This is a genomic window from Ideonella sp. BN130291 (genome assembly GCF_036231905.1).
GTDB lineage: Bacteria > Pseudomonadota > Gammaproteobacteria > Burkholderiales > Burkholderiaceae_C > CAMLIZ01.
In genome coordinates, this window is the sequence record NZ_JAZARE010000007.1 from 150,925 (window position 1) to 173,064 (window position 22,140).

A 22,140-nucleotide genomic window follows, 5' to 3' on the forward strand; every position below is an offset into this window, starting at 1 on the left:
CCGCATGCGCCACCCCCCAGCCGGCTTTGTGCTAACCCGACCCGCTACAGTGACGCCATGCTCGCCTACCGACACGCCTTCCACGCCGGCAACCATGCCGACGTGCTCAAGCACCTGGTGCTCACCCATGTGCTGCGCTACATGGCCGAAAAGGACAAACCCTTCACGCTGGTGGACACCCACGCCGGCGCCGGCGGTTATTCGCTCGAAGGCAAGTACGCACACAAGCGCGAGGAGTTCGCCGAGGGCATCGCCCGGCTCTGGGGCCGCGCCGACCTGCCCCAGGCGCTGGCCGACTACGTGCGCAGGGTGCGGGAGTTCAATGGCGGCGACAAGCTGGAGCAATACCCCGGCTCGCCCGCGCTGGCGCAGATGCTGATGCGGCCCACCGACCGGCTGCGCCTGTATGAGCTGCACCCCACCGACTACCGCATCCTCGAGGCCTTCCTCGGCAAGCGGCCGCACACCCAGGTGAGCATGAGCGACGGCTTTGCCGCGCTCAAGGGCGAGCTGCCGCCGCCCTCGCGCCGCGGCGTGGTGCTGATCGATCCGTCGTATGAGCTGAAGTCCGACTACGGCAAGGTGGTGGCCGCGGTGCGCGAGGCGCTGCAGCGCTTTGCCGACACGGTGATCCTGGTGTGGATTCCGCAGCTGCAGCTGCTGGAAAGCGCCCAGCTGCCACAGCGCCTGCAGGCCGCCGCCGACGCGGTGGCCCCCAAGGGCTGGCTGCATGCCCGCCTGACCGTGCGGCAGGCGGACGAAAAGGGCTTCGGCATGATCGGCAGCAGCATGCTGGTGATCAACCCGCCCTTCGTGCTGCACGAGATGCTGCAGCAGACGCTGCCCTGGCTCACCGACGTGCTCGGCCAGTACGACGGCGCGCACTTCCTGCTGGAGCAGCGCGCGGCATGACGCAGGAGAACACGCCCGCTTCCGGCGCTGGCCCGCTGGCGGGCCTGAAGGTGCTCGAACTGGGCCAGCTCATCGCCGGCCCCTTCGCCGGCAAGACGCTCGCCGACTTTGGCGCCGAGGTCATCAAGGTGGAGCCGCCCGGCAGCGGCGACCCGCTGCGCCAGTGGCGCCTGTTGCACGACGGCACCAGCGTCTGGTGGCAGGTGCAAAGCCGCAACAAGAAGAGCGTGGTGCTGGACCTGCGCAGCGACGAAGGCCGCAACGCGGTGCGTGCGCTCGCCGCCGAAGCCGACGTGCTGATCGAGAACTTCAAGCCCGGCACCATGGAAAAGTGGGGCCTGAGCTATGAGTTCCTGAGCGCGGCCAACCCGGGGCTGATCATGCTGCGCATCAGCGGCTATGGCCAGACCGGCCCCTACAAGGACCTGCCCGGTTTTGCGGTGGTGGCCGAGGCCATGGGCGGGCTGCGCCACCTGACGGGCGAGCCCGGCCGCGTGCCGCTGCGTTGCGGCGTGAGCATCGGCGACACCCTGGCCGCGCTGCATGGCGTGATCGGCGTGCTGATGGCGCTGCAGGCGCGCCAGCGCAGCATCGGCCCGGACGCCCCCAAGGGCCGCGGCCAGGTGGTGGATGTCGCTCTGTACGAGGCGGTGTTCAACTGCATGGAAAGCCTTCTGCCCGAGTACAGCGCCTTCGGCGTGGTGCGCGAGCCGGCGGGTTCGGCGTTGCCCGGCATCGCGCCCAGCAATGCCTATCGCTGCGCCGACGGCCAGGTGGTGATCGGTGGCAACGGCGACTCCATCTTCAAGCGCCTGATGCTCACCATCGGCCGGCCCGAGCTGGCCAACGACCCGGAGCTCGCCACCAATGCGCAGCGGGTGCCGCGGGTGGACCAGCTGGACGCCGCCATCACCGCCTGGACGGTGCAGCGCCCGGTGGCCGAGGTGGTGGCCGCGCTGCAGGCGGCCAGCGTGCCGGTGGGCCGCATCTACACGGTGAAGGACATCGCGAGCGACCCGCACTACCTGGCGCGCGAGATGATCGTGCCGGTGACCAGCGCCGACGGCCTGACCGTGCAGGTGCCCGGCATCGTGCCCAAGCTGAGCGCCACGCCGGGTGCCATCCGCCACCGCGCGCCCACGCTCGGCGAGCACCAGGACGAGCTGCCTTAAAGAGCTGCCTTAGAAGCGCTCAGCGCGAACGCGGCAATGGGCTGTCGGCCTCGCGTTTGAGATCGCGGAAGGCCGCGAACAACCACGAGCGCATGCCCAGCATCAGCGTGTAGGGCCGGCGCTGGTCGGCCGGCAGCTTCTGGTCGGCCAGGTGCTGCTGGGCGAAATCCTGCGCCACGCGGGCCAGGCGCTCGTTGAACTGCATCGCCAGGCTGCGGCCGATCTGGCCGTGCACCAGCATCAGCATCTCGCCCTCGCCATCGAAGCCGCCAGCGAAGTAGTCCTGCACCACGTGCTGGCGGAAGTAGTGCATCACCGGCCCCTTGGGGTGCCAGCGGAAGGTCTTGGCCACCTTGAGCCGATAGCGGTTCATCGGCTTGAGCTCGATGATGCCCAGGCGGTCCAGCTGCGCCAGGTACTTCACGCCCTCCGCTTCGGTGACGTCATAGGTGCTGAGCACCTGGTCGAAGGTCCACTGGCTGAGGCAGCAGATCGCCATCAGCAGCAGCTTGCGGTCCGCGATCACCGCCTTCTCCTGCTCCAGCGTGAGCTCTCGGCGCAGCGGCTGCGCGTCGGCCACCTTGCGCGCCAGCTCGGCAAAGTCCATGCGCAGCACGCCCAGCACCTCGTCGATGCGCGACAGCGGCATGTCGCGCTTGGCAAAGATGCGCTTGATGCTCGACTCCGCCATGCCCAGTTCGCGCGCCAGGTCGGCATAGGTCACGCCGGCGAGCTTGAGTTCGGCTTTCAGGGCAGTGATGAGGTCGGCGGTGGTGCTCATACCGCCGGAAAGTATCACATGGCGATACCGGGGGCGGCGCGCAGCAGGTGCTCCACCGGGCCTGCTTGCTGGCCCGGGCGCACGCTTCCACCATGCGGGCCATGTTCAACAGCCCGACGAGGCTTTCAATGCAAACGATGGTTCGACGCGATACCCGTGCCTGGCGCATGCAAGTGTGGGTGTCGTTCGGCTTGGCAGTGTCGGTGTGTGCGATCGGCCTGGCGTGGCTGCCAGGCGACGACACGGCCCGCGCCTTCATGGTGATGGGTTATGTGTTCTGCCTGTCGGCCGCGTTTGCCTTGTCCAAGTACGTGCGCGACAACGAAACCAAGCGCGTGGACACGCCGATGTGGGGCATGGTGGTGTGGGGCGGCTTCGCGTTCGCGATGGCGCTCACGGGCTGGGGTCTGTGGCGCATGGCGATCCAGCCGGTGTGGAAGGCCTACCTGCTGGTGAGCTGGCTGTTCCTGATCTCCACCGTGTTCACCCTGGCCAAGACCCTGCGCGACGCGCACGAAGCCGACCTGTTCCAGGCCCGCCTGGCCGGCCGCCGTGAAGCGATGGGCGAAACCCAGTGAGGCGCATCACCATGAAGACCTTTGTCCTGTCCTTGTTCGCCGCGGCTGTGCTTGCCAGCGCCCCCGCACACGCTCACGGCCCGTCGGATGCAAGCGCGGTGTCGGCCCTGTCGGTCGCGGTGCCGGTGGCGGTGTCGGTGGCCGGCCCGGTGCTGCTGCTCTCCGGGGCTGTGGCGCTCACGGTGGTGTCGGTGCAGGCCAGCGCGGTGGGCACCGTGTGGGTGCTGGAGCGCGCCTCCGACGGCGCCCGCTGCGTGCTGCGCTTCGGCGCGGAAGCGGCAGGCGCCGCCTCCATGGCCACCGGTGCGGTGATCACCACCGCGGTGCTGTCCACCGGCTGGCTGCTGTCGGCCGCCGGCGAAGCGATCGCCTTCATCCCCAATGAGATCGGCGCCTCGCTGCTCTACAACGAGCGCATCACACGATGAACACGCTGCGTGTCTTCACCGCCGCCCTGGCGCTGGCCGCCGCGGGCGCACAGGCCGGCCAGACCTGCGAGCCGCACAAGCCCTCCGCCAGCGCCATCACCCAGGCCCTAGGCCTGGCCCAGCGCACCCGCGATGCGCTGGACGCCAGCGGCGCCAGGGTGGTGCTGATCGCCCGCGCCGGGCAGGACCTGAGCGCCTATGGCCTGCGCTATTCGCACTTGGGCTACGCCTACCGCGACGAACGCACCAAGGCCTGGCGCATCGTGCACAAGCTCAACCACTGCGGTACCGACCGCAGCGCGCTGTACCGCCAAGGCCTGGCCGACTTCTTCATGGACCAGCCCTGGCGCTACGAAGCCGGCGTGGTGGTGCCCAACCCGGCGGTGCAGGACGCGCTGCTGCCGCTGCTGCAGGACAACAGCCGCGCTGCGGTGCTCAACACGCCGGCCTACAACATGGTGGCCTACCCCTGGTCGCAGCGCTACCAGCAGAGCAACCAGTGGGCGCTGGAGACCCTGGCGATGGCCATGCAACCCAGCGCCACCACACGGGTGCAGGCGCAAGGCTGGCTGCGTGCGCTGGGCTACCAGCCGACCACCTTGCACCTGCCGGCCTTCAAGCGGCTGGGGGCCGAGCTCACCGCCGCCAACGTGGCCTTCGACGACCATCCGAACAGCCGGCGCTTCGCCGGGCGCATCGATACCGTGACGGTGGACTCGGTGTTCGCGTTTGTCCGCAGCGCCGGCCTCGCAGGCGAGCCGCTGGTCGTGAGATAAAGGCAGCCGCCCAGAAAAGCCCAGATCCAGGAGGAGACCGCATGTCGACGTCATCCACACTGCCCGCGTCCAGCGACGCGCCGCACACCGCCCACCCCAACCAGTTCGCGCTCTTGGGCCAGCGCCGTTTCGCGCCCTTCTTCTGGACCCAGTTCCTCGGTGCGGCGAACGACAACCTGTTCAAGTTCGCCTTCACCGTGCTGGTGACCTACCAGTTGCAGGTGAGCTGGCTGCCGGCCTCGCTGGCCGGGCTGGTGATCGGCGCGGTGTTCATCCTGCCGTTCCTGCTGTTTTCCGCCACCAGCGGCCAGCTGGCCGACAAATACGACAAGGCGCTGCTCACCCGCATGGTGAAGTGGCTGGAGATCGTGATCATGCTGATCGCGGTGTTCGGGCTGTTCACGTCCAACGTGGCAGCGATGCTGGGCTGCATCTTCCTGCTCGGGCTGCACTCCACCCTGTTCGGCCCGGTGAAGTACGCCTACCTGCCGCAGCACCTGAACGAGCGCGAGCTCACCGGCGGCAACGGCATGATCGAGATGGGCACCTTCGTGGCCATCCTGCTGGGCGACGTGGCCGGCGGGCTGCTGATCGCGATCCCTGGCATCGGCTCGCACATCGTGGGCATCGGCTGCCTCGGCCTCGCGCTGCTGGGGCGGGTGACGGCGCAGTGGGTGCCGGTGTCGCCGGCCACCGATGCGCAGCTGAAGATCAACTGGAACCCCTTCACCGAGACCTGGCGCAACCTGCAGCTCGCGCGCCACAACATCGTGGTGTTCCGCTCGCTGCTGGGCATCTCGTGGATGTGGTTCTTCGGCGCGGTGTTTTTGTCGCAGTTCCCCTCCTTCGCCAAGGAGGTGCTGCACGGCGACGAGCAGGTGGCCTCGTTGCTGCTGGTGGTGTTCTCGGTGGGCATCGGCATCGGCTCGCTGCTGTGCGAGGTGCTCTCCAAGCGCCATGTGGAGATCGGCCTGGTGCCCCTGGGCGCCATCGGCATGAGCGTGTTCGCGATCGACCTTTATTTCTCTTCGCGCGGCCTTCCGCCGGCGGCCACCATGACGGTGGGCGAGTTCGTGGGCCGTGGTGCGCACTGGCATGTGATGGCGGACCTGTTCCTGCTGTCGATGTCGGCCGGCATCTACAGCGTGCCGATGTATGCGTTGATCCAGCTGCGGGCGCAGCCGAGCCACCGGGCGCGCATCATCGCGGCCAACAACATCCTGAACGCGCTGTTCATGATCGCCAGCGCCGTGCTCGCCGGTGCGCTGCTGGCGGCCGGCTTCACGGTGCCGCAGGTGTTCCTGTTCACCGGCATCGCCAACGCCATCGTGGCGGGCTACATCTTCCTGCTGGTGCCGGAGTACCTGCTGCGCTTCATCGCCTTCATCGCCACGCGCACCATCTATCGCTTCAAGGTGCTAGGCGATGAGCACATTCCCACCGAGGGCGCCGCGCTGCTGGTGTGCAACCACGTGAGCTTCGTCGACGCGGTGCTGCTGATGGCGGCCAGCCCGCGCCCCATCCGCTTCGTGATGGACCACCGCATCTTCAAGATCCCGGTGCTGGGCACGCTGTTCAAGCTGGCCAAGTGCATCCCGATCGCGCCGCAGAAGGAAGACCCGGCCGCCTACGCCGCCGCATTCGACGCGGCCGACCAGGTGCTGGCCGAAGGCGACCTGCTGTGCATCTTCCCGGAAGGCGGCATCACGCGCGACGGCGAGGTGGCCGAGTTCAAGGGCGGCATGATGAAGATCCTGGAGCGCCGGCCGGTGCCGGTGGTGCCACTGGCCTTGCAGAACCTGTGGGGCTCGTTCTTCTCGCGGGTGGAACAGGGTCGCGCGATGGTGCGGCCGTTCCGGCGCGGCCTGTTCAGCCCGGTGGGCCTGGTGGCCGGCGCGCCGGTGGCGCCGCAGCAGGTGTCGCCCGCGGCGATGCGCGAACGCGTGAAGCAGCTGCTGGCCACGCCCTGAGGCCCTGACGCAACGGCCGGGCCACGCTGCCGGCCGGCACGGGGTGTTGGATACTCGCGCGGCTTTCGCCACGCCCGTCCGCCGCCCCGATGATTCCCTCCCTGAGCCGCAATGCGCTGGTGCGCATCGTTCCGTTTGCCGCGTTCATGCTGCTGCTGGCCCTGCGTGGCGCCGCGCCTGCGGATGGCTCCTGGGGCGTGGACCCGCGCTGGCTCTATGCGCTGAGCGTGGTGGTCGTGGGCGGCATGCTGCTGGTGTGGCGCAAGGAATACGGCGAGCTCGCGCGGCAGAGCCTTCCGCAAGCGGGCGAGCTGCTGCTGTCCGTGGGCGTCGGGCTGGCGGTGTTCGCAGCCTGGATCTCGCTGGACGCACCGCTGTTTCGCATCGGCCAGGAAAGTGCCGCCTTCACGCCGCTGGACTCGCAAGGCCGGCTGGACTGGCCGCTGGTGGTGGTGCGCTGGATCGGCGCCGCCCTGGTGGTGCCGGTGATGGAGGAGCTGTTCTGGCGCTCGTTTCTCATGCGGTGGATCGAACGCCCGCTGTTCGAGGCGGTGGACCCGCGGCGCGTGGGCCTGCGCGCGATCGTGCTCTCCACCTTCGTCTTCATGCTGGCCCACACGCTGTGGCTGGCCGCCATCCTGGCCGGCCTGGCGTATGCGTGGCTTTATGTGCGCAGCGGCAAGCTCTGGCTGCCGGTGATTGCCCACGCGGTGACCAACGGCGTGCTGGGCATCTGGGTGGTCGCCACCGGGCAGTGGCAGTTCTGGTGAAACGCGCCTTCAGCGCGCCAGGTGGCTCGCCAGCACCGGAAAGAGTTTCACCAGGCCATCGGCGAGCAGCTCCACTGCCATCGCGGCCAGGATCAGCCCCATCAGCCGGGTCATCACGTTGATGCCGGTGTGGCCCAGCACCCGGGCGATGCGCGAGGACGCCGAGAACACGATGAAGGTGGCCAGGCCGATCACCACGCCGTAGCCCACGAGCACGGCATGCTCCCAGAGGCTGCGCGTCTTTTCGGCGTAGATCACCATCGTGGAGATCGTGGCCGGGCCGGTGAGCAGCGGGATGGTCAGCGGCACCACCGCGATGCTGTCGCCAGCGTCGGCCTTGGCCTGGCCTTCGGTGACGTCGCCCTCGCGCGATTCGGCCTGCTGTGCATTGAGCATGTGCAGCGAGGACATCAGCAGCAGCGTGCCGCCGCCCACCTGGAACGAGGCGATCGAGATGCCGAAGAACTCGATGATCTTCAGGCCGGCGATCGCGCTCACCGCGATCACCGTGAAGGCGGAGAACGCGCTCACGCGGATGGTGCGCTGGCGCTGCTGGCGGTTGAAGTTCTGCGTGAAGTGCAGGAAGAAGGGCACCACGCCGATCGGGTTGACGATCGCCAGCAGCGCGATCAGCGGCTTGAGCAAGTCCATGGGGTTCAGTCGTTGAGGGCGGGCGGCAGCCCGTGCAGCGCGTCGGCTTCTTCGAGCGCCAGGTAGGCGGAGCACATGCCGCGCAGGTACACCACGCCAGGCAGCACCAGCGCCAGCGCAAACACCACGCCGCCGCCGACAAGCGCCGCCACGCCGTAGGCGTTTTGCGCCGCCGGCGCGCCGGCGGCGCCCAGGGTGCGCAGGCCATAACCGAACAGGCCGCCCATCAGCTGCTGCGGCGGCAGGTCCACATGCACCACCAGCACGGCCAGGGCCGCCACCGCCCGGCCACCCGCGATGACCGCAAAGCTCACCAGGGCGCCCACCACCGCGGCCAGCAGGCTGGCCGCCGCACTCAGCAGCGCGGCGAAGAGCAGGCGACGGCGCACCTGCCGGCGCAGGAAGGCCCAGGTGGCCCTTACCCCCAGCCCGCGCCAGGTGGCCGGCGCGGCCAGCGGCCCCACCACCGCCACGGCGGCCAGCAGCGTGAGGCCCAGCATCACCACGCCGAGCGGCACCACCAGGCCGAACAACAACGGGCCCACGGTCGGCAGGCGGCACAACCACAGCAGCGCCATCAGCACGCCGATCAATGCCAGGCCGACCAGGCCGCACCCGAGCAGCACGAGCAGCAGGCGGTGAGCATGGGCGAGGGCGTCACGCACGGCCTGGGCCACCTCGCGCGGGGGGCGCCCGCGCGCTTCGTCCATCACCAGCAGGCCGGCGGCATTGCCGCCATAGAACGCAACGGTCAGCGCCAGGCCGCCTTGGAGCACGCCCCAGAGCGTGGCGTCCTTGACCAGCGCGGACTGCGCCATGGCCAGCAGTAGGCCGGCCATCGAAAAACTGCCCAGCAGCACATACAGCGCCCCGCCGTTGCGCACCGATTGAATGCTTTCCAGCACCCGGTTCAGTGCAAGCAGGGGACGTTCGGCAGCCAGGTTCATCGGGCAGGGATCATAAAGGTGCGTTTTGGCGGGGTTCCAGGGTTTGTCCCAGGGCGTGCAAAACAACACTTCGGTGGAAACGGCTTTACGAAGCCCCTGAAATTGCCTAGATAATCGGCGACCTGTGTCTGGCAGCGGCGCCTTCGCTTGAATGGTTCACGATGGGTTGAAGCTCCACATGGATATTTTTGAGTGATTGGAAAGGGCTTCCCCATGGGAAACAAGCTATACGTCGGCAACCTCGCCTACAGCGTGCGCGACGAATCTCTGCAACAAGCGTTTGGCCAGTTCGGCGTCGTGACGTCGGCCAAGGTCATGATGGACCGTGACACCGGCCGTTCCAAGGGCTTCGGCTTCGTGGAAATGGGTTCGGACGCTGAAGCGCAAGCCGCGATCAACGGCATGAACGGCCAGGCCCTCGAAGGCCGCGCCATCGTCGTGAACGAGGCCCGCCCGCGCGAAGAGCGTCCGGGTGGCTTCGGTGGCGGCGGCGGTGGCCGCAGCGGCGGTGGTGGTGGTTACGGCGGTGGTGGCGGCGGCTACGGCGGCGGCGGCGGTGGTGGCCGCAGCGGCGGTGGTGGTGGCGGCTACGGCGGTGGCGGCGGCGGCGGTGGCCGCAGCCCCTACGGCAGCGGCGGCCGCAGTGGCGGCGGCGGCAGCGGTGGTGGTTACGGCGGCGGCAGCCGCGGCGGCTACTGAGCCAGCGCGCAACGGCCTCGCGGCCGTTTCAGCATAAAAAGGCGGCAGCTTCGGCGAGCCGCCTTTTTTACTTTTGGCGGCAAGATTTGCGGCTTATCGATTTTCGCCTTGGCGATGCTTGCGCGGGCGGCCTGCCAGCAGCCGGTCAAACAGGAAATTGGGCAGCGCTCGCATCAGTTTGGCGACCACGCCCATTTGCCAGGGAATCACCCGGTAGCTGGCCCCGGCGGCGATCGCCCGGAACGCCTGGTCCGCAAAGGCATCGGGCTGCATCAGGAAGGGCATGCTGTAGCGGTTTTCGCGCGTCAGCGGGGTGTCGATGTAACCCGGCGCAAGCGTGACCACCTTGACGCCGAACGGCCGGCATTCGCCGCGCAGGCTTTCACAGTAGCTCACCACCGCCGCCTTGCTGGCGCAGTAGGCGCCGTGCCCGGGCAGGCCGCGCACACCGGCCACGCTGGCAATGCCCACCAGCGCGCCGGAGCCGCGCGCGCACATCGCCCGAACGAACGGATGGAAGGTGGCGGCCAGCCCGATGTTGTTGGTCTCGAAGGTGGCGCGCATCACCTCCAGGTCGGCGAACTCCGCGGTGTCCATGCCCACGCTGATGCCGGCGTTGGCGATCACCACGTCGGGCAGGCCTTGCGCGGCCATGCAGGCGCGGCCGGCACCGGTGATCGCGTCCACGTCCCGGACATCGGCGCCGTACACCGCCAGCCGGGCGGCGTCGTAGCCCTGCGTGGCGGCCCAGGCCTGCACCTCCGCCGTGCGGCGCGCCACCAGCGCCAGGCGCCAGCCCGCCTCGTAAAAACGCGCGGCCAGCGCCTGGCCGATGCCGCTGGAAGCGCCGGTGATGAAAACGAGCGGGCGGGGATCGGCGGTCATTCGGCCTCGGCAAGGTCAGGGGCGGATTTCAGCGGCCGCCGCGCCGGGCCGGTGCGAATGTGGCGTGCACCTTGCCCTTGAGCTGCAGCGTGCGGCTGAGGTTGTCGTAGTCCATGCCCTGGGCGCGCAGCACGTTGCTGCCGTGGCGCACCTGCACCGGCAGGTGCGAGCGCAGGCGCTCGGTGTTGAGGAAAGCCTGCAGGAACTCGCCTTCGAATTCCAACGGTTCCTCCTCGCCGGCACGGCTGACCACATGGGCCCCGCCCAGCAGCTGCACCTCGCTGGCGTCGCCGTTGGCAACGGCCTGGCGCGCGGTGGCCACGGTCACCCTCCCCTGGTCCCCGAGCGCGCGGATGCGCACGGTGTCGATCTCCACCGTGTCGGTGTCCGGATAGTGGCGCAACTGCTCGCCCTCGATGCGCACGCGCAAGCGGCCGTCAGGCGCATAGCGCTGCACCGCGAAGTGGCGCATGGTGTAGTCGGGCACATGGCGCGGCACCACTGCGCCGCGCGGCTCCTCCGGCTGGGGCGAGTTCTTCACCAGCCACCAGGTGGACAGCGCCAGCAGCAGCATCAGCAGCAACGGCAGGTAGGACGACAGCTGTTCGCGCAGCCGCCAGTGCCAGGGCACCTGGGCATGCGCGGCCGCAACGGGCGGGGTGGGGGCGGGCAGGGCCACGGCCGTCAACAAAGCCCTAAGGGCTGGCGTCCAGCGTGGTGAGGTGGCCTTGCAGCAGCGCCGCGTAGCGGCCGCTGGCCACCAGCAGCAGGTCGCAGAACTCACGCGCCGCGCCGTGGCCGCCCTGCGCGGCGGTCACGTGGTGCGCCAGGGCCTTGGCTTCGGCATGGGCGTTGGCGGGCGCGCAGGCAAAAGCGGCGCGCTGCATCAGCGGCAGGTCGGGCCAGTCGTCGCCAATGACCGCCAGCTCGTTCCAGTCCACACCCAGGCGCGGCAGCAGCGCTTCAGCGGCCGCCAGCTTGTCGTGCACGCCGTACAGCGCTTCGCGCAGGCCGAGGTCGGCCACACGCTTGCGCACGGCGGGTGAATCGCGCCCGGTGATCACCACCGGCGTGATGCCACCTTGTGCCAGCAGCTTCAGGCCATGCCCGTCCAGGGTGTTGAAGGCCTTGAACACCTCGCCGGTTTCGCCGATGTAGATGCGGCCGTCGGTGAGCACACCGTCGACGTCGAAGATGGCGGCCTTCAGGCCGAGGCCCGTGCCTTGCGCCTGCAGCAGCAGCTCGGGCGGGAATTGCAGGGCCGGACCCTGGGGCGCGGGCATGCTCAGATCACCTTCGCGCGCATCAGGTCGTTGGTGTTGAGCGCACCCACCAGCTCCTGCTGGGCGTTGACCACCAGCACCAGGTTGATGCGGTGCTGCTCCATCAGCTCGGCCGCCTCCACCGCCAGCGCGTCCTCGCGGATGCTGCGCGGCTTGGCATGCATGACCTCGCGCGCAGTCAGGCCGCGCAGGTCGCCGCCGCCTTCCAGCAGGCGCCGCAGGTCGCCGTCGGTGAAGATGCCTTCGATCTTCCGCCCGTCGACCACGAAGGCCGCACCCAGCCCCTTGCGTGTCATCACATGCATCATGTCGATGAAGCCGGTGTCCTTGCTGACCAGCGGCAGCGCGTCGCCGGTGCGCATCAGGTCGCGCACGTGCGTGAGCAGCTTGCGGCCCAAGGCACCACCCGGGTGGGAGCGCGCAAAGTCCTCTTCGCGGAATCCGCGCGCGTCCAGCAGCGCCACCGCGAGTGCGTCACCCAGCGCCATCTGCGCGGTGGTGCTGGCGGTGGGTGCCAGGTTGAGCGGGCAGGCCTCCTGGTCCACCGCGCAGCTCAGCACGATGTCCGCATGCGTGGCCAGCGTGGACTGCGGCTTGCCGGTCATCGCGATGAGCGTGATGTTCAGGCGCTTGAGCGCCGGCAGCAAGGCGGTGAGTTCGTCCACCTCGCCGGAATTGGACAGTGCGAGCACCACGTCGCCCTCGGTCACCATGCCGAGGTCGCCATGGCTGGCTTCGGCCGGGTGCACAAAGAACGCCGGCGTGCCGGTGGACGCCAAGGTGGCGGCGATCTTGCGCGCCACGTGGCCGCTCTTGCCGATGCCGGTGACGACCACGCGGCCGCTGGATTCCAGGATGCCCTGCACCGCGCGGGCGAACCCCTCGCCCTGGCGATCCCGCAGGCCCAGCAGCGCACGCGCCTCGATCTCGAAGGTCTGGACGGCGAGCGCCAGCGCGCGTTGGGCGTCGAAGGGCATGCTGGCTTTCACGGGGGAAGGCTGGTCTAGGATCGGGCATTCTAAGAACAATCCCCCGATGGCCTCGACGCTCGAACTCGTGCTGCTCTACCTCGTCGCCGCCGTGCTGGGCGTGGTGGTGTGCCGTTCCCTGCGCCTGCCGCCGATGCTGGGCTACCTCGCGGTGGGTGTGCTGATCGGGCCGAAGGCGCTGGACCTGGGCCACGATTCGGCCAGCATGCAGCACCTGGCCGAGTTCGGCGTGGTGTTCCTCATGTTCGTGATCGGGCTGGAGTTCAACCTGCCCAAGCTGCGCAGCATGCGCAGGATGGTGTTCGGCCTCGGCCTGTCGCAGGTGGGGCTCACCATGCTGGCGGCGTTGGCGGGCAATGCCGCGCTGGCGCTTGCCTTCACGGCCCTGGGGCGCAGCTGGTCGCTCGGCTGGCAGAGCAGCCTGGCCCTCGGTGGCGCCCTGGCCATGAGCAGCACTGCCATCGTGGTCAAGCTCATGGTCGAGCGGCTGGAGCTGGAAAGCGAACACGGCCGCCGCGTGATGGGCGTGCTGCTGTTCCAGGACCTGGCCGTGGTGCCGCTACTGGTGCTGATCCCGGCCCTGGGCTCCAGCCCGGAGGCGCTGGTGCGCGAGCTGCTTGTGGCCGGCGCCAAGGCGGCGGCGCTGCTCACCGTGCTGCTGGTGGGTGGGCAGGGCGTGATGCGCTGGTGGCTCACGCTGGTGGCGCGGCGCAAGAGCGAAGAGCTCTTCATCCTCAACCTTCTGCTGGTGACACTGGGCCTGGCCTGGCTGACCGAGCATGCCGGGCTGTCGCTGGCGCTGGGTGCGTTTGTCGCCGGCATGCTGATCGCGGAGACCGAATACAAGCACCAGGTGGAAACCGACATCCGCCCCTTCCACGACGTGCTGCTGGGCCTGTTCTTCATCACGGTGGGCATGCAGCTGGACGTTTGGGTGGTCGCTCAGCAATGGCCATTGGTGCTGCTGCTCACGGTGCTGCCGGTGCTCTTCAAGTTCGGCCTGGTCACCTTGCTGGCGCGTTGGTTCGGTGCCGCACCCGGCGTGGCGCTGCGCACCGGCCTGTACCTCGCGCAGGCGGGCGAGTTCGGTTTTGTGCTGCTCACGCTGGCCCGCGAACACCAGCTGCTGCCCATGCACCTGGAAAACGCGGTGCTGGCGAGCATGGTGCTGTCGATGCTGGCCACGCCCTTCATCGTGATGTACAGCAACCGCATCGTGATGCGGCTGTCGGCCAGCGACTGGCTGATGCAGTCGGTGGCACTCACCAGCATCGCCAAGAAGGCGATCAAGACCGAGAAGCACGTGATCATCTGCGGCTACGGCCGCAGCGGCCAGAACCTGGCCCGCCTGCTGGAGGCCGAGCACATCCCGTACATGGCGCTGGACCTGGACCCCGACCGTGTGCGCCAGGCCACCGCCGCAGGCCAGAACGTGGTGTTTGGTGATGCCGCCCGGCTGCCCAGCCTGATGGCCGCCGGGCTGGCACGCGCCAGCGCTGTGGTGATCAGTTATCCCGACACCGCGTCGGCGCTGAAGATCCTGCACCACGTGCATGAACATGCACCCACGGTGCCCGTGGTGGTGCGCACCCTTGACGACACCGACCTGGAGCGCCTGCGCAGCGCCGGCGCCACCGAGGTGGTGCCCGAGGCGATCGAAGGCTCGCTGATGCTGGCCAGCCATGCGCTCGCACTGGTGGGTGTGCCGATGCGGCGCGTGATCCGCATCACGCGCGATGCGCGCGACAAACGTTATGGCCTGCTGCGGGGCTACTTCCATGGTGCGGACGACGACACGGTAGAAGAGCTGCACCAGGAACGCCTGCTCAGCGTGAACCTGCCGCCGGACGCGCCCAGCCTGGGCCGGCGCCTGGGTGAACTGGCCTTGCAGACCGTGGGCGTGAAAGTGGTGTCGCTGCGCCGTGGTGCCTCCGGCCGCGTGGTGGCGGCCGACGAGCAGCTGCAGCTGGCCGCCGGCGACACCCTGGTGCTGTCCGGCCTGCCGGAGCCGCTGGCGCTGGCCGAGGCCCGCCTGTTGCACGACTGATTCTTCGTACACCTGTCACGCCATGCACCAGCCGATCAACGACCCCGCGCTGTACATCCGCTCCCACATCCGCACGGTGCCCGACTGGCCGGCACCGGGTGTGCAGTTCCGCGACATCACGCCGCTGCTGCAGAACCCGCGTGTTTTCCGGGTGCTGATCGACCAGTTCGTGCACCGCTATTTCGACGAGAAGCCGCAGGCCATCGCCGGCCTGGACGCACGCGGTTTCATCATCGGCTCGGTGCTCGCCTATGAGCTGAACGTCGGTTTCCTGCCGATCCGCAAGAAGGGCAAGCTGCCCTTCACCACGGTGGAAGAGACCTATGAGCTGGAATACGGCTCGGCGACGGTGGAGATGCACACCGACGCGGTGAAGCCAGGTGACCGCGTGGTGCTGATCGACGACCTCATCGCCACCGGCGGCACCATGATGGCCGGCCGCCGCCTGCTGGAGCGCCTGGGCGCCACGGTGATCGAAGGCGCGGCCATCGTGGACCTGCCCGAGCTGCAGGGTTCGGCGAAGCTGCGCGCGTCCGGCCTGCCGCTGTTCACTCTCGTGAGTTTCGAAGGCACTTGACCGGTCAGGTCAACGGAATGTGGCGTTCCATGTTGGCGCGCATGCGCACGGCCAGCACGGCACCGGCGGCACGCAGCACCTCAAAGGCCACCGCCGGCAGGCGCGCCGCGAGCTCGTCCAGGCGGGGCCCACGCAGGGCCCACACCACGCAGGGGCTCATGGCTTCGACATTCGCCATGCGCGGGCCATCGCCAAACAATGCCGGCTCGCCCACCACCGAGCCCGGGCGCAGGATCGCGATGCGGTTCGCACCTGGCGCACCCTTGTTGAGAAAGACCTGCAGGCTGCCCTGCTCCAGCAGGTACATCGTGCGCTCGCGGTCGCCCTGCTGGATCAGCAGGTCGCCGGCGCGGATGTCGTGCCGCGTGAGGTAGGAGGCCACCGTGCGCCACTGGTCCGGCGTCAGGCGGACACGGTAGGCGTCCTCCGCGTTGAGTGTCTGCACCGCATCCACCAGCTGCTGGATGTCCGTGGCGGCGCCCATGGGCTTGGAAAGTTGAGTGAGCACTTTTGGCCGTTCCTGACGGTGAAGTGATGGGGATTATGGGAACCCCCCTCGCCGGCCACAACCCGTGAAGCAGGGGGCGGGATTCCGCTTGTCAGAAGCACCCTGCCGCTGGTCGGGATGGGCTGCGGTTGTTACTTCGAGATACGCGCCAGCACGCCGTGCCGGCGTTCAGCGCGGCTCACTTGCCGATGCAGAAGCGGCTGAAGATCTCGCCGAGCAGGTCGTCGGCCGAAAAGGCCCCGGTGATCTCGCCGAGCGCGTTGTGGGCCAGGCGCAGCTCCTCGGCCAGCAGGTCCAGCGCAGGGTCGGGTGCATCGGCATGGGCCTCGGCCAGGGCCAGGTGCTCGCGCGTGCGCTGCAAGGCGCGCAGGTGGCGCGCACGGGCGATGAACACACCTTCCGGCGAGGCATGCCAGCCCGCGCGCTGCAGCAAGGCCGCACGCAGCGCCTGCAGCCCGCTGCCGGTGCGCGCGGAGAGCTTGAGCCCCGGAACCTCGGCATCGGCGGCGTCGGCCTTGTTGAACACATGCAGCACGCGTGGATGCTCCGCATGCACATCGGCCAGCCCGAGGCGCTGCGCCACACGCGCTTCACCCCGCTGGTAACCGGCCTCGTCGCGGCGCGTGAGGTCGTGCAGGAAGATCACCGCATCGGCGCCTTCGATCTCGCTCCAGCTGCGCGCAATGCCGATGCGCTCCACCTCGTCGTGCGTTTCATCGTCGGCGCGCAGGCCGGCGGTGTCGGTCACGTGCAGCGGCACCCCTTCGATCTGGATCGTCTCGCTGACCTTGTCGCGCGTGGTGCCGGGAATCGGCGTGACGATGGCCAGCTCGGCACCGGCCAGCGCGTTGAGCAGCGAGCTCTTGCCGACGTTGGGCTGGCCGGCCAGCACGACGCGGATGCCCTCGCGCAGCAAGGCGCCCTGATGCGCCCGGTCCAGCACGCCGGCCAGCGCGCCATGCAGGCGGGCAAGGCGGCCCCGGGCATCGGCCTTTTCCAGGAAGTCGATCTCTTCCTCGGGAAAATCCAGCGTGGCTTCAACCAGCATGCGCAGGTCCACGATCTGCTGGCGCAAGCCGTCCACCTGCTGCGAAAACGCGCCGCTCAAGGAGCGGCTGGCCGAACGTGCGGCCGCTTCGGTGCTGGCGTCGATGAGGTCGCTCACGGCCTCGGCTTGTGCGAGGTCCAGCTTGTCGTTGAGGAAGGCGCGTTCGGTGAATTCACCCGGTTCGGCCAAGCGCAGGCCGATCTCGCGGCCAGCCTCCAGGCAGCGTGCCAGCAACAGCTGCAGCACCACCGGCCCGCCATGGGCCTGCAGCTCGAGCACGTCCTCGCCGGTGTAGGAATGCGGGGCGGGGAAATGGATGGCCAGGCCCTGGTCGATCGCCTGGCCATCGGCGTCGGCAAAACCGAGGTAGGTGGCATGGCGCGGCTTGAGCGGCTGGCGGCAGATGGCCTCGATCAAGGGCTGCAGCTGGCGGCCGGAAGCGCGCACGATGCCGACCGCACCACGCCCGGGCGCAGTGGCGATCGCGACGATCGGGTCGTGGTGGCGCGGCAGCATGGCCGGCATTGTGGCGCGGGGTGGGGCGCCCGGGCGCTGAACGGCCCGGGCGCCGCCTGATCGGTCAGTCGACCGAACCCCGCATTGGCCTTATCGGCAAGCGGCGCGGCAACTTGAGCGCACCGCTACTTGGTGACACCCAGCCGCTTGTTGATGAACCACTGCTGCGCGATCGACAGGATGTTGTTGGTCACCCAGTACAGCACCAGGCCGGACGGGAAGGCGAAGAACATCACCGAGAAGGCCAGCGGCATGATCCACATCATCTTGGCCTGCACCGGATCCGGCGGCGCCGGGTTGAGCCAGGTCTGGAACATGGTGGAGGCGGTCATCACCAGCGGCAGGATGAAGTACGGGTCCTTGGCCGACAGGTCGTGGATCCAGCCGACCCAGGGCGCATGGCGCATCTCGACGCTGGACAGCAGCACCCAGTACAGCGCGATGAAAAACGGCATCTGCACGAAGATCGGCAGGCAGCCGCCCAACGGGTTGATCTTCTCCTCGCGGTAGATGCGCATCATCTCCTGCTGCATCTGCTGCGGCTTGTCCTTCAGGCGCTCGCGCATCTCGGCGATCTTGGGGTTCACCGCCTTCATCTTGGCCATGGAGCGATAGGCGCTCGCATTGAGCCAGTAGAACGCGATCTTCAGCACCACCACCAGCGCGACGATGGCCCAGCCCCAGTTGCCGATCAGCGAATGCAGCTGGTCCAGCAGCCAGAACAGCGGCTCAGCCAGGAGCTTGAGGTAGCCGTAGTCCTTCACCAGCTCCAGGCCCGGCGCCAGCGCGGCAAGCTTCTTTTCCTCCTGCGGGCCGGCAAACAGCGTGGCGTCCTGCGCCTTGGCAGCGCCGGGGGCGATGCTGCCCAGCGGCACCAGCATGCCGACGGAGTAGAGGTTGGTGTTGGCCAGCTTGTTGACGAAGAACTCGCGTTGCTGCTGCCCGGGCAGCAGCCAGGCACTGGCGAAGTAGTGCTGCACCATCGCGGCCCAGCCGTTGTCGGCGGCCTTGGTGAAGTCCAGGCTGCCCTTGTCGATGTCCTTGAACTCGATCTTCTTGAACTTGCTGGCGTCGGTGTAAAGCGCCGGGCCGGTGAAGGTGCTGTAGAACGACGATTCGTTGGGCGAGGCGGCGTTGTCCCTCAGCAGCTGCATGTACAGCTGCGGGCTGACGGCCGCTGCGGAGGTGTTGTTCACCTCGTGCTTCACGCCGATGGTGTAGGCACCGCGTGTGAAGGTGTAGGTCTTCACCAGGCGCACGCCGTTGGTGTCCGGCGACTCGAACACCACCTGCAGCTGCTTCGCATCCGGCTTGAGCGTGCGTTCGCCCGGGCGCACCGTCATCACCGTTTCGTGATTCGGAAGGCTGGCCGGCAGCAGGCCGGTCTGTGCCATGTAGGTGTGGCTGGCAGAGTGGTCGAACAGCACCACGTTCGATTCCACCGGCTTGGGACCCCCGGTGAACACCTGCGCGATGGACTGGTACCACGACAGATTCGGCTCTTCGAAGATCTTCTGCTGCAGCAACTCCAGTCGCACCAGCGAACCACCGCGCGAATCCAGCGTCGCCTTGTAGGTGTCGGTCGTCACGGTGACCAGCTCGGCCGCGGGCGCGCTGGCCGCAGCGGCCGGCACGGCCGCCGAAGCGACCGTTGCGCTGGCACCCGAGGCACTAGGCAAGGCGGCAGCACCCGTGGCCGAGGGCGCAACGCCCGTGGCCGGCGCCGTGGCCACCGGCCGCTTGGCGCCCGGATTGAAGAGCGAGGAATGGCCGTTCTGCGTGTTCCAGGCGTCCCACAGGAACAGCAAGGACGAAGCGAACACCACCCACAGCACGGTGCGGCGTATATCGGTCATGGTGAGGTCGAGGAGGAAACGGGGGATTCGGAAGGGGTGGCGGCGCCGCGCCGGCACCAGCGCGTGAACAGGCGAGGCGGCTCGGCCGGCACCGGATCATGCCCGCCCGCGCACCAGGGGTGGCAGCGGGCCAGCCGGCGCAGCGTCAACGCGCCGCCCGCGCCTGCACCATGGCGTTGCAGGGCTTGCAGCGCATAGGCGGAACAGGTGGGCTCGAAACGGCAGCTGCTGCCCAGCCAGGGGCTGAGAAAAAAACGGTAAAAGCGCACCAGCGCGATCAGGCAGCGTTGCGGCAGGTTCGCAAACATGGCGAAGGGCGGGCGCCGCGGCATTCAGCGCGACGCGGCTCGGCGCAGCATGGTGTCGAGCTCATCGCGCACGGCACAGCGCAGGGCCTCGGAGGCGGCGCTGCCGAACTGCTTGCGGTCGATCGGGCTGCGCAGGCGCAACACCCACAGGCCGTGCGCCAGGGCCTCGGCGTGGCGCGCCACGGCGGCGCGCATCTGGCGCTTCACCAGGTTGCGGGTCACGGAGCGCTTGGCATGCCGCTTGGGCACGACGGTGCCCAGCCACAGGCCGGACGGCTGTGCAGGCTCCACAGGTTTTGAGTTATCCACAACTTCGCTCCCGCTTGGTGCGCTGACGGTGGACAACTCGGGGACAAGCGCCTTGGGCGCGGGCCGCGGCTTCACATGCGGCAATGCAACCAGATGGTGAACGGCAAAGTGTGGGCTGCGCGCCTTGGACGGCGATCCCAGCACGCGTTCGAAATCGGCGCTCTGCACTAGGGGGTGCACGCGGCGGCCGACCATCCTCTGGCCAGGGGCGTAAGCCTGATCAGGCGAGTCAGACAGCCAGGCGCTTGCGGCCCTTGGCGCGGCGTGCGTTGATCACGGCACGGCCACCGCGGGTCTTCATGCGGACCAGAAAGCCGTGGGTGCGGGCGCGGCGGACTTTGGAAGCTTGGTAGGTGCGTTTCATGATGTGTTGCGTCCGGGAAACCCACTATTACAGCAAAAATCGCCTTTCCGGTCAATGACTTGCACCGCAACGCGCGGGGTTTGACGGGGATTGACCGCGCTTTGAAAACTGTGGATAACCACCGCTGGCCGGGAAGAGGGGCACGTACAATCCGGCCGCTCCAAAACAAGCTATCCACAATGAGCGCAGATCTCTGGCAGCGCGGCTGTGAGCGTTTGGCCGCCGAGCTGCCCGAACAGCAATTCAACACCTGGATCCGTCCGCTGCCACCAGCGGATGTGTCCGACGACGGCGCGGAGGGCGCCGTGGTGTCGGTGCGCGTCCCGAATCGGTTCAAGCTCGACTGGATCCGCACGCAGTACGCGCCGCGCATCGAGACCGTATTGACCGAGCTCGCCGGCAAGCCGGTGCGGCTGGAGCTGGCCCTGGCGCCGCGCGAAGCCGTGCGCGAGATGCCGCTGCGCAGCGCCGTGGGCGGCGCGGCCGCCGTGACCCGCAGCATGCCGGTGGGCGTGGGCCAGGTGCTGAGCAACGCCTTGCAAAGCGCCCCGGCAGCGCCGGTGAACAGCGGCCACGGCCCGGCCGCCAACGGCCCGATCGGCATGCCCTCGGGCGCCACCAACGCCGCCGCGGCGCTGTCGCGCAACCGCCTGAACACCAGCCTCACCTTCGACACCCTGGTGCCCGGGCGCGCCAACCAGATGGCCCGCACCGCCGCGCTGCACGTGGCTGGCGCGCCCGGCCAGATGTACAACCCGCTGTTCATCTACGGCGGCGTGGGCTTGGGGAAAACGCACCTGATCCACGCGGTGGGCAACGCGCTGCTGCGAGACAAGCCCGACGCGCGCATCCTCTACCTGCACGCGGAGCAGTTCATCTCCGACGTGGTGAAGAACTACCAGCGCAAGACCTTCGACGAGCTGAAGGCCAAGTACCACTCGCTGGACCTGCTGCTGATCGACGACGTGCAGTTCTTTGCCGGCAAGGACCGCACGCAGGAGGAGTTCTTCAACGCCTTCGAGGCGCTGGTGGCCAAGAAGGCCCACATCATCATGACCAGCGACACCTACCCCAAGGGGTTGGTGGACATCGACGAGCGCCTGACCAGCCGCTTCGACGCCGGCCTCACCGTGGCCATCGAGCCGCCGGAGCTGGAGATGCGCGTGGCCATCCTGATCCGCAAGGCCGATGCCGAAGGCACGCCGATGCCGGAGGACGTGGCGTTTTTCGTGGCCAAGAACGTGCGCGCCAATGTGCGCGAGCTCGAGGGCGCGCTGCGCAAGGTGCTGGCCTACAGCCGCTTCAGCCAGAAGGACATCAACATCGCCCTGGCGCGCGAGGCGCTGAAGGACCTGCTCTCCATCCAGAACCGGCAGATCTCGGTTGAGAACATCCAGAAGACGGTGGCCGACTTCTACAAGATCAAGATCGCGGACATGTACAGCAAGAAGCGCCCGGCCTCCATCGCCCGGCCGCGCCAGATCGCGATGTACCTGGCCAAGGAGCTCACGCAGAAGAGCCTGCCCGAGATCGGCGAGCTCTTTGGCGGGCGCGACCACACCACGGTGCTGCATGCGGTGCGCAAGATCGGTGGCGAGCGCACCAAGAACACCGAGCTGAACCAGCAACTCCACGTGCTGGAACAGACCCTCAAGGGCTGAGTGTTGTCAAAGCACAAGCCTGGGGACAACTTCCGAGAAACCGGGGAGTCATCCACAGGTCAGGGGCTTGCGGCGAAGTTGTTGTCTGTTACCAGCCTTCATTCC

The 22,140-nt window shown here is 68.3% G+C and carries 24 protein-coding genes; 11 read left to right on the forward strand and 13 right to left on the reverse strand.

The window, feature by feature from the left end:
• Nucleotides 1-57: 57 nt before the first annotated feature.
• Complete coding sequence (locus VPH43_RS16470) at nt 58-912, forward strand: 23S rRNA (adenine(2030)-N(6))-methyltransferase RlmJ (RefSeq protein WP_328578815.1); 855 nt, start codon at nt 58-60, stop codon at nt 910-912.
• Nucleotides 909-2,084, forward strand: a complete 1,176-nt coding sequence (locus VPH43_RS16475; RefSeq protein ID WP_328578816.1) for a CaiB/BaiF CoA transferase family protein — start codon at nt 909-911, stop codon at nt 2,082-2,084. The genes VPH43_RS16470 and VPH43_RS16475 overlap by 4 nt, the downstream gene beginning before the upstream one ends.
• A 19-nt stretch (nt 2,085-2,103) precedes the next feature.
• Here VPH43_RS16475 and VPH43_RS16480 read toward each other — a convergent pair whose 3' ends face one another.
• Nucleotides 2,104-2,865 carry a helix-turn-helix domain-containing protein gene (locus tag VPH43_RS16480; RefSeq protein ID WP_328578817.1) on the reverse strand — a complete coding sequence of 254 codons (762 nt, stop codon included), beginning with the start codon at nt 2,863-2,865 and terminating at the stop codon, nt 2,104-2,106.
• A 128-nt stretch (nt 2,866-2,993) separates the two neighbouring features.
• On the opposite strand from VPH43_RS16480, the gene VPH43_RS16485 reads away from it, so the two are divergent.
• The 5 genes from VPH43_RS16485 (at nt 2,994) to VPH43_RS16505 (ending at nt 7,387) form a co-directional block, all read left to right on the forward strand.
• A complete protein-coding gene (locus tag VPH43_RS16485) occupies nt 2,994-3,443 on the forward strand; it encodes a YiaA/YiaB family inner membrane protein (protein WP_328578818.1) in 450 nt (149 codons plus the stop codon).
• Nucleotides 3,444-3,454: 11 nt separating this feature from the next.
• Entirely contained in the window at nt 3,455-3,871 is a 417-nt protein-coding gene (locus tag VPH43_RS16490) for a hypothetical protein (RefSeq protein ID WP_328578819.1), read from the forward strand.
• Nucleotides 3,868-4,647: a DUF2145 domain-containing protein gene (locus tag VPH43_RS16495; RefSeq protein WP_328578820.1), complete on the forward strand. Its 780-nt coding sequence runs from the start codon at nt 3,868-3,870 to the stop codon at nt 4,645-4,647. The genes VPH43_RS16490 and VPH43_RS16495 overlap by 4 nt, the downstream gene beginning before the upstream one ends.
• 41 nt (nt 4,648-4,688) lie before the next feature.
• A complete protein-coding gene (locus VPH43_RS16500) occupies nt 4,689-6,617 on the forward strand; it encodes an MFS transporter (RefSeq protein WP_328578821.1) in 1,929 nt (642 codons plus the stop codon).
• 89 nt (nt 6,618-6,706) lie between these two features.
• On the forward strand, nt 6,707-7,387 hold the full coding sequence (locus tag VPH43_RS16505; RefSeq protein WP_328578822.1) for a CAAX prenyl protease-related protein: 681 nt from the start codon (nt 6,707-6,709) through the stop codon (nt 7,385-7,387).
• Nucleotides 7,388-7,396: 9 nt separating this feature from the next.
• On the opposite strand, the gene VPH43_RS16510 is transcribed toward VPH43_RS16505, so the two are convergent.
• Complete coding sequence (locus VPH43_RS16510; RefSeq protein ID WP_328578823.1) at nt 7,397-8,038, reverse strand: MarC family protein; 642 nt, start codon at nt 8,036-8,038, stop codon at nt 7,397-7,399.
• Between the two features lie 5 nt (nt 8,039-8,043).
• Entirely contained in the window at nt 8,044-8,985 is a 942-nt protein-coding gene (locus tag VPH43_RS16515; RefSeq protein WP_328578824.1) for a hypothetical protein, read from the reverse strand.
• Between the two features lie 213 nt (nt 8,986-9,198).
• On the opposite strand from VPH43_RS16515, the gene VPH43_RS16520 reads away from it, so the two are divergent.
• The gene (locus tag VPH43_RS16520; RefSeq protein ID WP_328578825.1) at nt 9,199-9,684 is read left to right on the forward strand and encodes an RNA recognition motif domain-containing protein; all 486 of its coding nucleotides are present in this window, start codon (nt 9,199-9,201) and stop codon (nt 9,682-9,684) included.
• A 93-nt stretch (nt 9,685-9,777) separates the two neighbouring features.
• Here VPH43_RS16520 and VPH43_RS16525 read toward each other — a convergent pair whose 3' ends face one another.
• From VPH43_RS16525 to VPH43_RS16540, 4 genes are read right to left on the reverse strand one after another with little or no spacing between them, the layout of a single operon-like run.
• Nucleotides 9,778-10,569 carry an SDR family oxidoreductase gene (locus VPH43_RS16525; protein ID WP_328578826.1) on the reverse strand — a complete coding sequence of 264 codons (792 nt, stop codon included), beginning with the start codon at nt 10,567-10,569 and terminating at the stop codon, nt 9,778-9,780.
• 28 nt (nt 10,570-10,597) lie between these two features.
• Nucleotides 10,598-11,248: an LPS export ABC transporter periplasmic protein LptC gene (lptC, locus tag VPH43_RS16530; RefSeq protein ID WP_328578827.1), complete on the reverse strand. Its 651-nt coding sequence runs from the start codon at nt 11,246-11,248 to the stop codon at nt 10,598-10,600.
• Nucleotides 11,249-11,264: 16 nt separating this feature from the next.
• A complete protein-coding gene (locus VPH43_RS16535; RefSeq protein ID WP_328578828.1) occupies nt 11,265-11,852 on the reverse strand; it encodes a KdsC family phosphatase in 588 nt (195 codons plus the stop codon).
• Between the two features lie 2 nt (nt 11,853-11,854).
• Nucleotides 11,855-12,829: a KpsF/GutQ family sugar-phosphate isomerase gene (locus VPH43_RS16540; protein ID WP_328579003.1), complete on the reverse strand. Its 975-nt coding sequence runs from the start codon at nt 12,827-12,829 to the stop codon at nt 11,855-11,857.
• A 58-nt stretch (nt 12,830-12,887) separates the two neighbouring features.
• Here VPH43_RS16540 and VPH43_RS16545 point away from each other — a divergent pair, with 58 nt between their 5' ends.
• The gene (locus tag VPH43_RS16545) at nt 12,888-14,888 is read left to right on the forward strand and encodes a cation:proton antiporter domain-containing protein (RefSeq protein ID WP_328578829.1); all 2,001 of its coding nucleotides are present in this window, start codon (nt 12,888-12,890) and stop codon (nt 14,886-14,888) included.
• A gap of 22 nt (nt 14,889-14,910) precedes the next feature.
• Nucleotides 14,911-15,465, forward strand: coding sequence for an adenine phosphoribosyltransferase (locus VPH43_RS16550; protein ID WP_328578830.1), 555 nt, complete (start codon nt 14,911-14,913; stop codon nt 15,463-15,465).
• A gap of 4 nt (nt 15,466-15,469) precedes the next feature.
• Here VPH43_RS16550 and VPH43_RS16555 read toward each other — a convergent pair whose 3' ends face one another.
• The 6 genes from VPH43_RS16555 to rpmH all read right to left on the reverse strand — a co-directional run bounded on the left by VPH43_RS16555 (nt 15,470) and on the right by rpmH (nt 20,374).
• Complete coding sequence (locus tag VPH43_RS16555; RefSeq protein WP_328578831.1) at nt 15,470-15,973, reverse strand: cyclic nucleotide-binding domain-containing protein; 504 nt, start codon at nt 15,971-15,973, stop codon at nt 15,470-15,472.
• A 178-nt stretch (nt 15,974-16,151) separates the two neighbouring features.
• Nucleotides 16,152-17,537 carry a tRNA uridine-5-carboxymethylaminomethyl(34) synthesis GTPase MnmE gene (gene mnmE, locus VPH43_RS16560; protein ID WP_328578832.1) on the reverse strand — a complete coding sequence of 462 codons (1,386 nt, stop codon included), beginning with the start codon at nt 17,535-17,537 and terminating at the stop codon, nt 16,152-16,154.
• A 125-nt stretch (nt 17,538-17,662) separates the two neighbouring features.
• Nucleotides 17,663-19,393: a membrane protein insertase YidC gene (yidC, locus tag VPH43_RS16565; protein ID WP_328578833.1), complete on the reverse strand. Its 1,731-nt coding sequence runs from the start codon at nt 19,391-19,393 to the stop codon at nt 17,663-17,665.
• On the reverse strand, nt 19,390-19,689 hold the full coding sequence (gene yidD, locus VPH43_RS16570) for a membrane protein insertion efficiency factor YidD (RefSeq protein WP_328579004.1): 300 nt from the start codon (nt 19,687-19,689) through the stop codon (nt 19,390-19,392). Before yidD ends, yidC begins: the two co-directional genes overlap by 4 nt.
• Nucleotides 19,690-19,725: 36 nt before the next feature.
• Nucleotides 19,726-20,205, reverse strand: a complete 480-nt coding sequence (locus VPH43_RS16575) for a ribonuclease P protein component (RefSeq protein ID WP_328578834.1) — start codon at nt 20,203-20,205, stop codon at nt 19,726-19,728.
• A 34-nt stretch (nt 20,206-20,239) separates the two neighbouring features.
• Nucleotides 20,240-20,374: a 50S ribosomal protein L34 gene (rpmH, locus tag VPH43_RS16580; protein ID WP_007834827.1), complete on the reverse strand. Its 135-nt coding sequence runs from the start codon at nt 20,372-20,374 to the stop codon at nt 20,240-20,242.
• A 179-nt stretch (nt 20,375-20,553) separates the two neighbouring features.
• Between rpmH and dnaA the strand changes: the two genes are divergently transcribed.
• Nucleotides 20,554-22,035, forward strand: a complete 1,482-nt coding sequence (gene dnaA / locus VPH43_RS16585; RefSeq protein ID WP_328578835.1) for a chromosomal replication initiator protein DnaA — start codon at nt 20,554-20,556, stop codon at nt 22,033-22,035.
• The last annotated feature ends 105 nt before the right edge of the window (nt 22,036-22,140 follow it).

Coding starts and splice junctions, on each gene's coding strand:
- VPH43_RS16545 (WP_328578829.1), top strand. CDS start 12,888: ATGGCCTCGACGCTCGAACTCGTGCTGCTCTACCTCGTCGCCGCCGTG.
- VPH43_RS16495 (WP_328578820.1), top strand. CDS start 3,868: ATGAACACGCTGCGTGTCTTCACCGCCGCCCTGGCGCTGGCCGCCGCG.
- mnmE (WP_328578832.1), bottom strand. CDS start 17,537: ATGCTGCCGCGCCACCACGACCCGATCGTCGCGATCGCCACTGCGCCC.
- dnaA (WP_328578835.1), top strand. CDS start 20,554: ATGAGCGCAGATCTCTGGCAGCGCGGCTGTGAGCGTTTGGCCGCCGAG.
- VPH43_RS16480 (WP_328578817.1), bottom strand. CDS start 2,865: ATGAGCACCACCGCCGACCTCATCACTGCCCTGAAAGCCGAACTCAAG.
- VPH43_RS16485 (WP_328578818.1), top strand. CDS start 2,994: ATGCAAACGATGGTTCGACGCGATACCCGTGCCTGGCGCATGCAAGTG.
- VPH43_RS16575 (WP_328578834.1), bottom strand. CDS start 20,205: ATGGTCGGCCGCCGCGTGCACCCCCTAGTGCAGAGCGCCGATTTCGAA.
- VPH43_RS16520 (WP_328578825.1), top strand. CDS start 9,199: ATGGGAAACAAGCTATACGTCGGCAACCTCGCCTACAGCGTGCGCGAC.
- VPH43_RS16500 (WP_328578821.1), top strand. CDS start 4,689: ATGTCGACGTCATCCACACTGCCCGCGTCCAGCGACGCGCCGCACACC.
- VPH43_RS16505 (WP_328578822.1), top strand. CDS start 6,707: ATGATTCCCTCCCTGAGCCGCAATGCGCTGGTGCGCATCGTTCCGTTT.
- VPH43_RS16540 (WP_328579003.1), bottom strand. CDS start 12,829: ATGCCCTTCGACGCCCAACGCGCGCTGGCGCTCGCCGTCCAGACCTTC.
- VPH43_RS16475 (WP_328578816.1), top strand. CDS start 909: ATGACGCAGGAGAACACGCCCGCTTCCGGCGCTGGCCCGCTGGCGGGC.
- yidC (WP_328578833.1), bottom strand. CDS start 19,393: ATGACCGATATACGCCGCACCGTGCTGTGGGTGGTGTTCGCTTCGTCC.
- VPH43_RS16490 (WP_328578819.1), top strand. CDS start 3,455: ATGAAGACCTTTGTCCTGTCCTTGTTCGCCGCGGCTGTGCTTGCCAGC.
- VPH43_RS16550 (WP_328578830.1), top strand. CDS start 14,911: ATGCACCAGCCGATCAACGACCCCGCGCTGTACATCCGCTCCCACATC.
- VPH43_RS16510 (WP_328578823.1), bottom strand. CDS start 8,038: ATGGACTTGCTCAAGCCGCTGATCGCGCTGCTGGCGATCGTCAACCCG.
- rpmH (WP_007834827.1), bottom strand. CDS start 20,374: ATGAAACGCACCTACCAAGCTTCCAAAGTCCGCCGCGCCCGCACCCAC.
- VPH43_RS16470 (WP_328578815.1), top strand. CDS start 58: ATGCTCGCCTACCGACACGCCTTCCACGCCGGCAACCATGCCGACGTG.
- VPH43_RS16525 (WP_328578826.1), bottom strand. CDS start 10,569: ATGACCGCCGATCCCCGCCCGCTCGTTTTCATCACCGGCGCTTCCAGC.
- VPH43_RS16535 (WP_328578828.1), bottom strand. CDS start 11,852: ATGCCCGCGCCCCAGGGTCCGGCCCTGCAATTCCCGCCCGAGCTGCTG.
- VPH43_RS16515 (WP_328578824.1), bottom strand. CDS start 8,985: ATGAACCTGGCTGCCGAACGTCCCCTGCTTGCACTGAACCGGGTGCTG.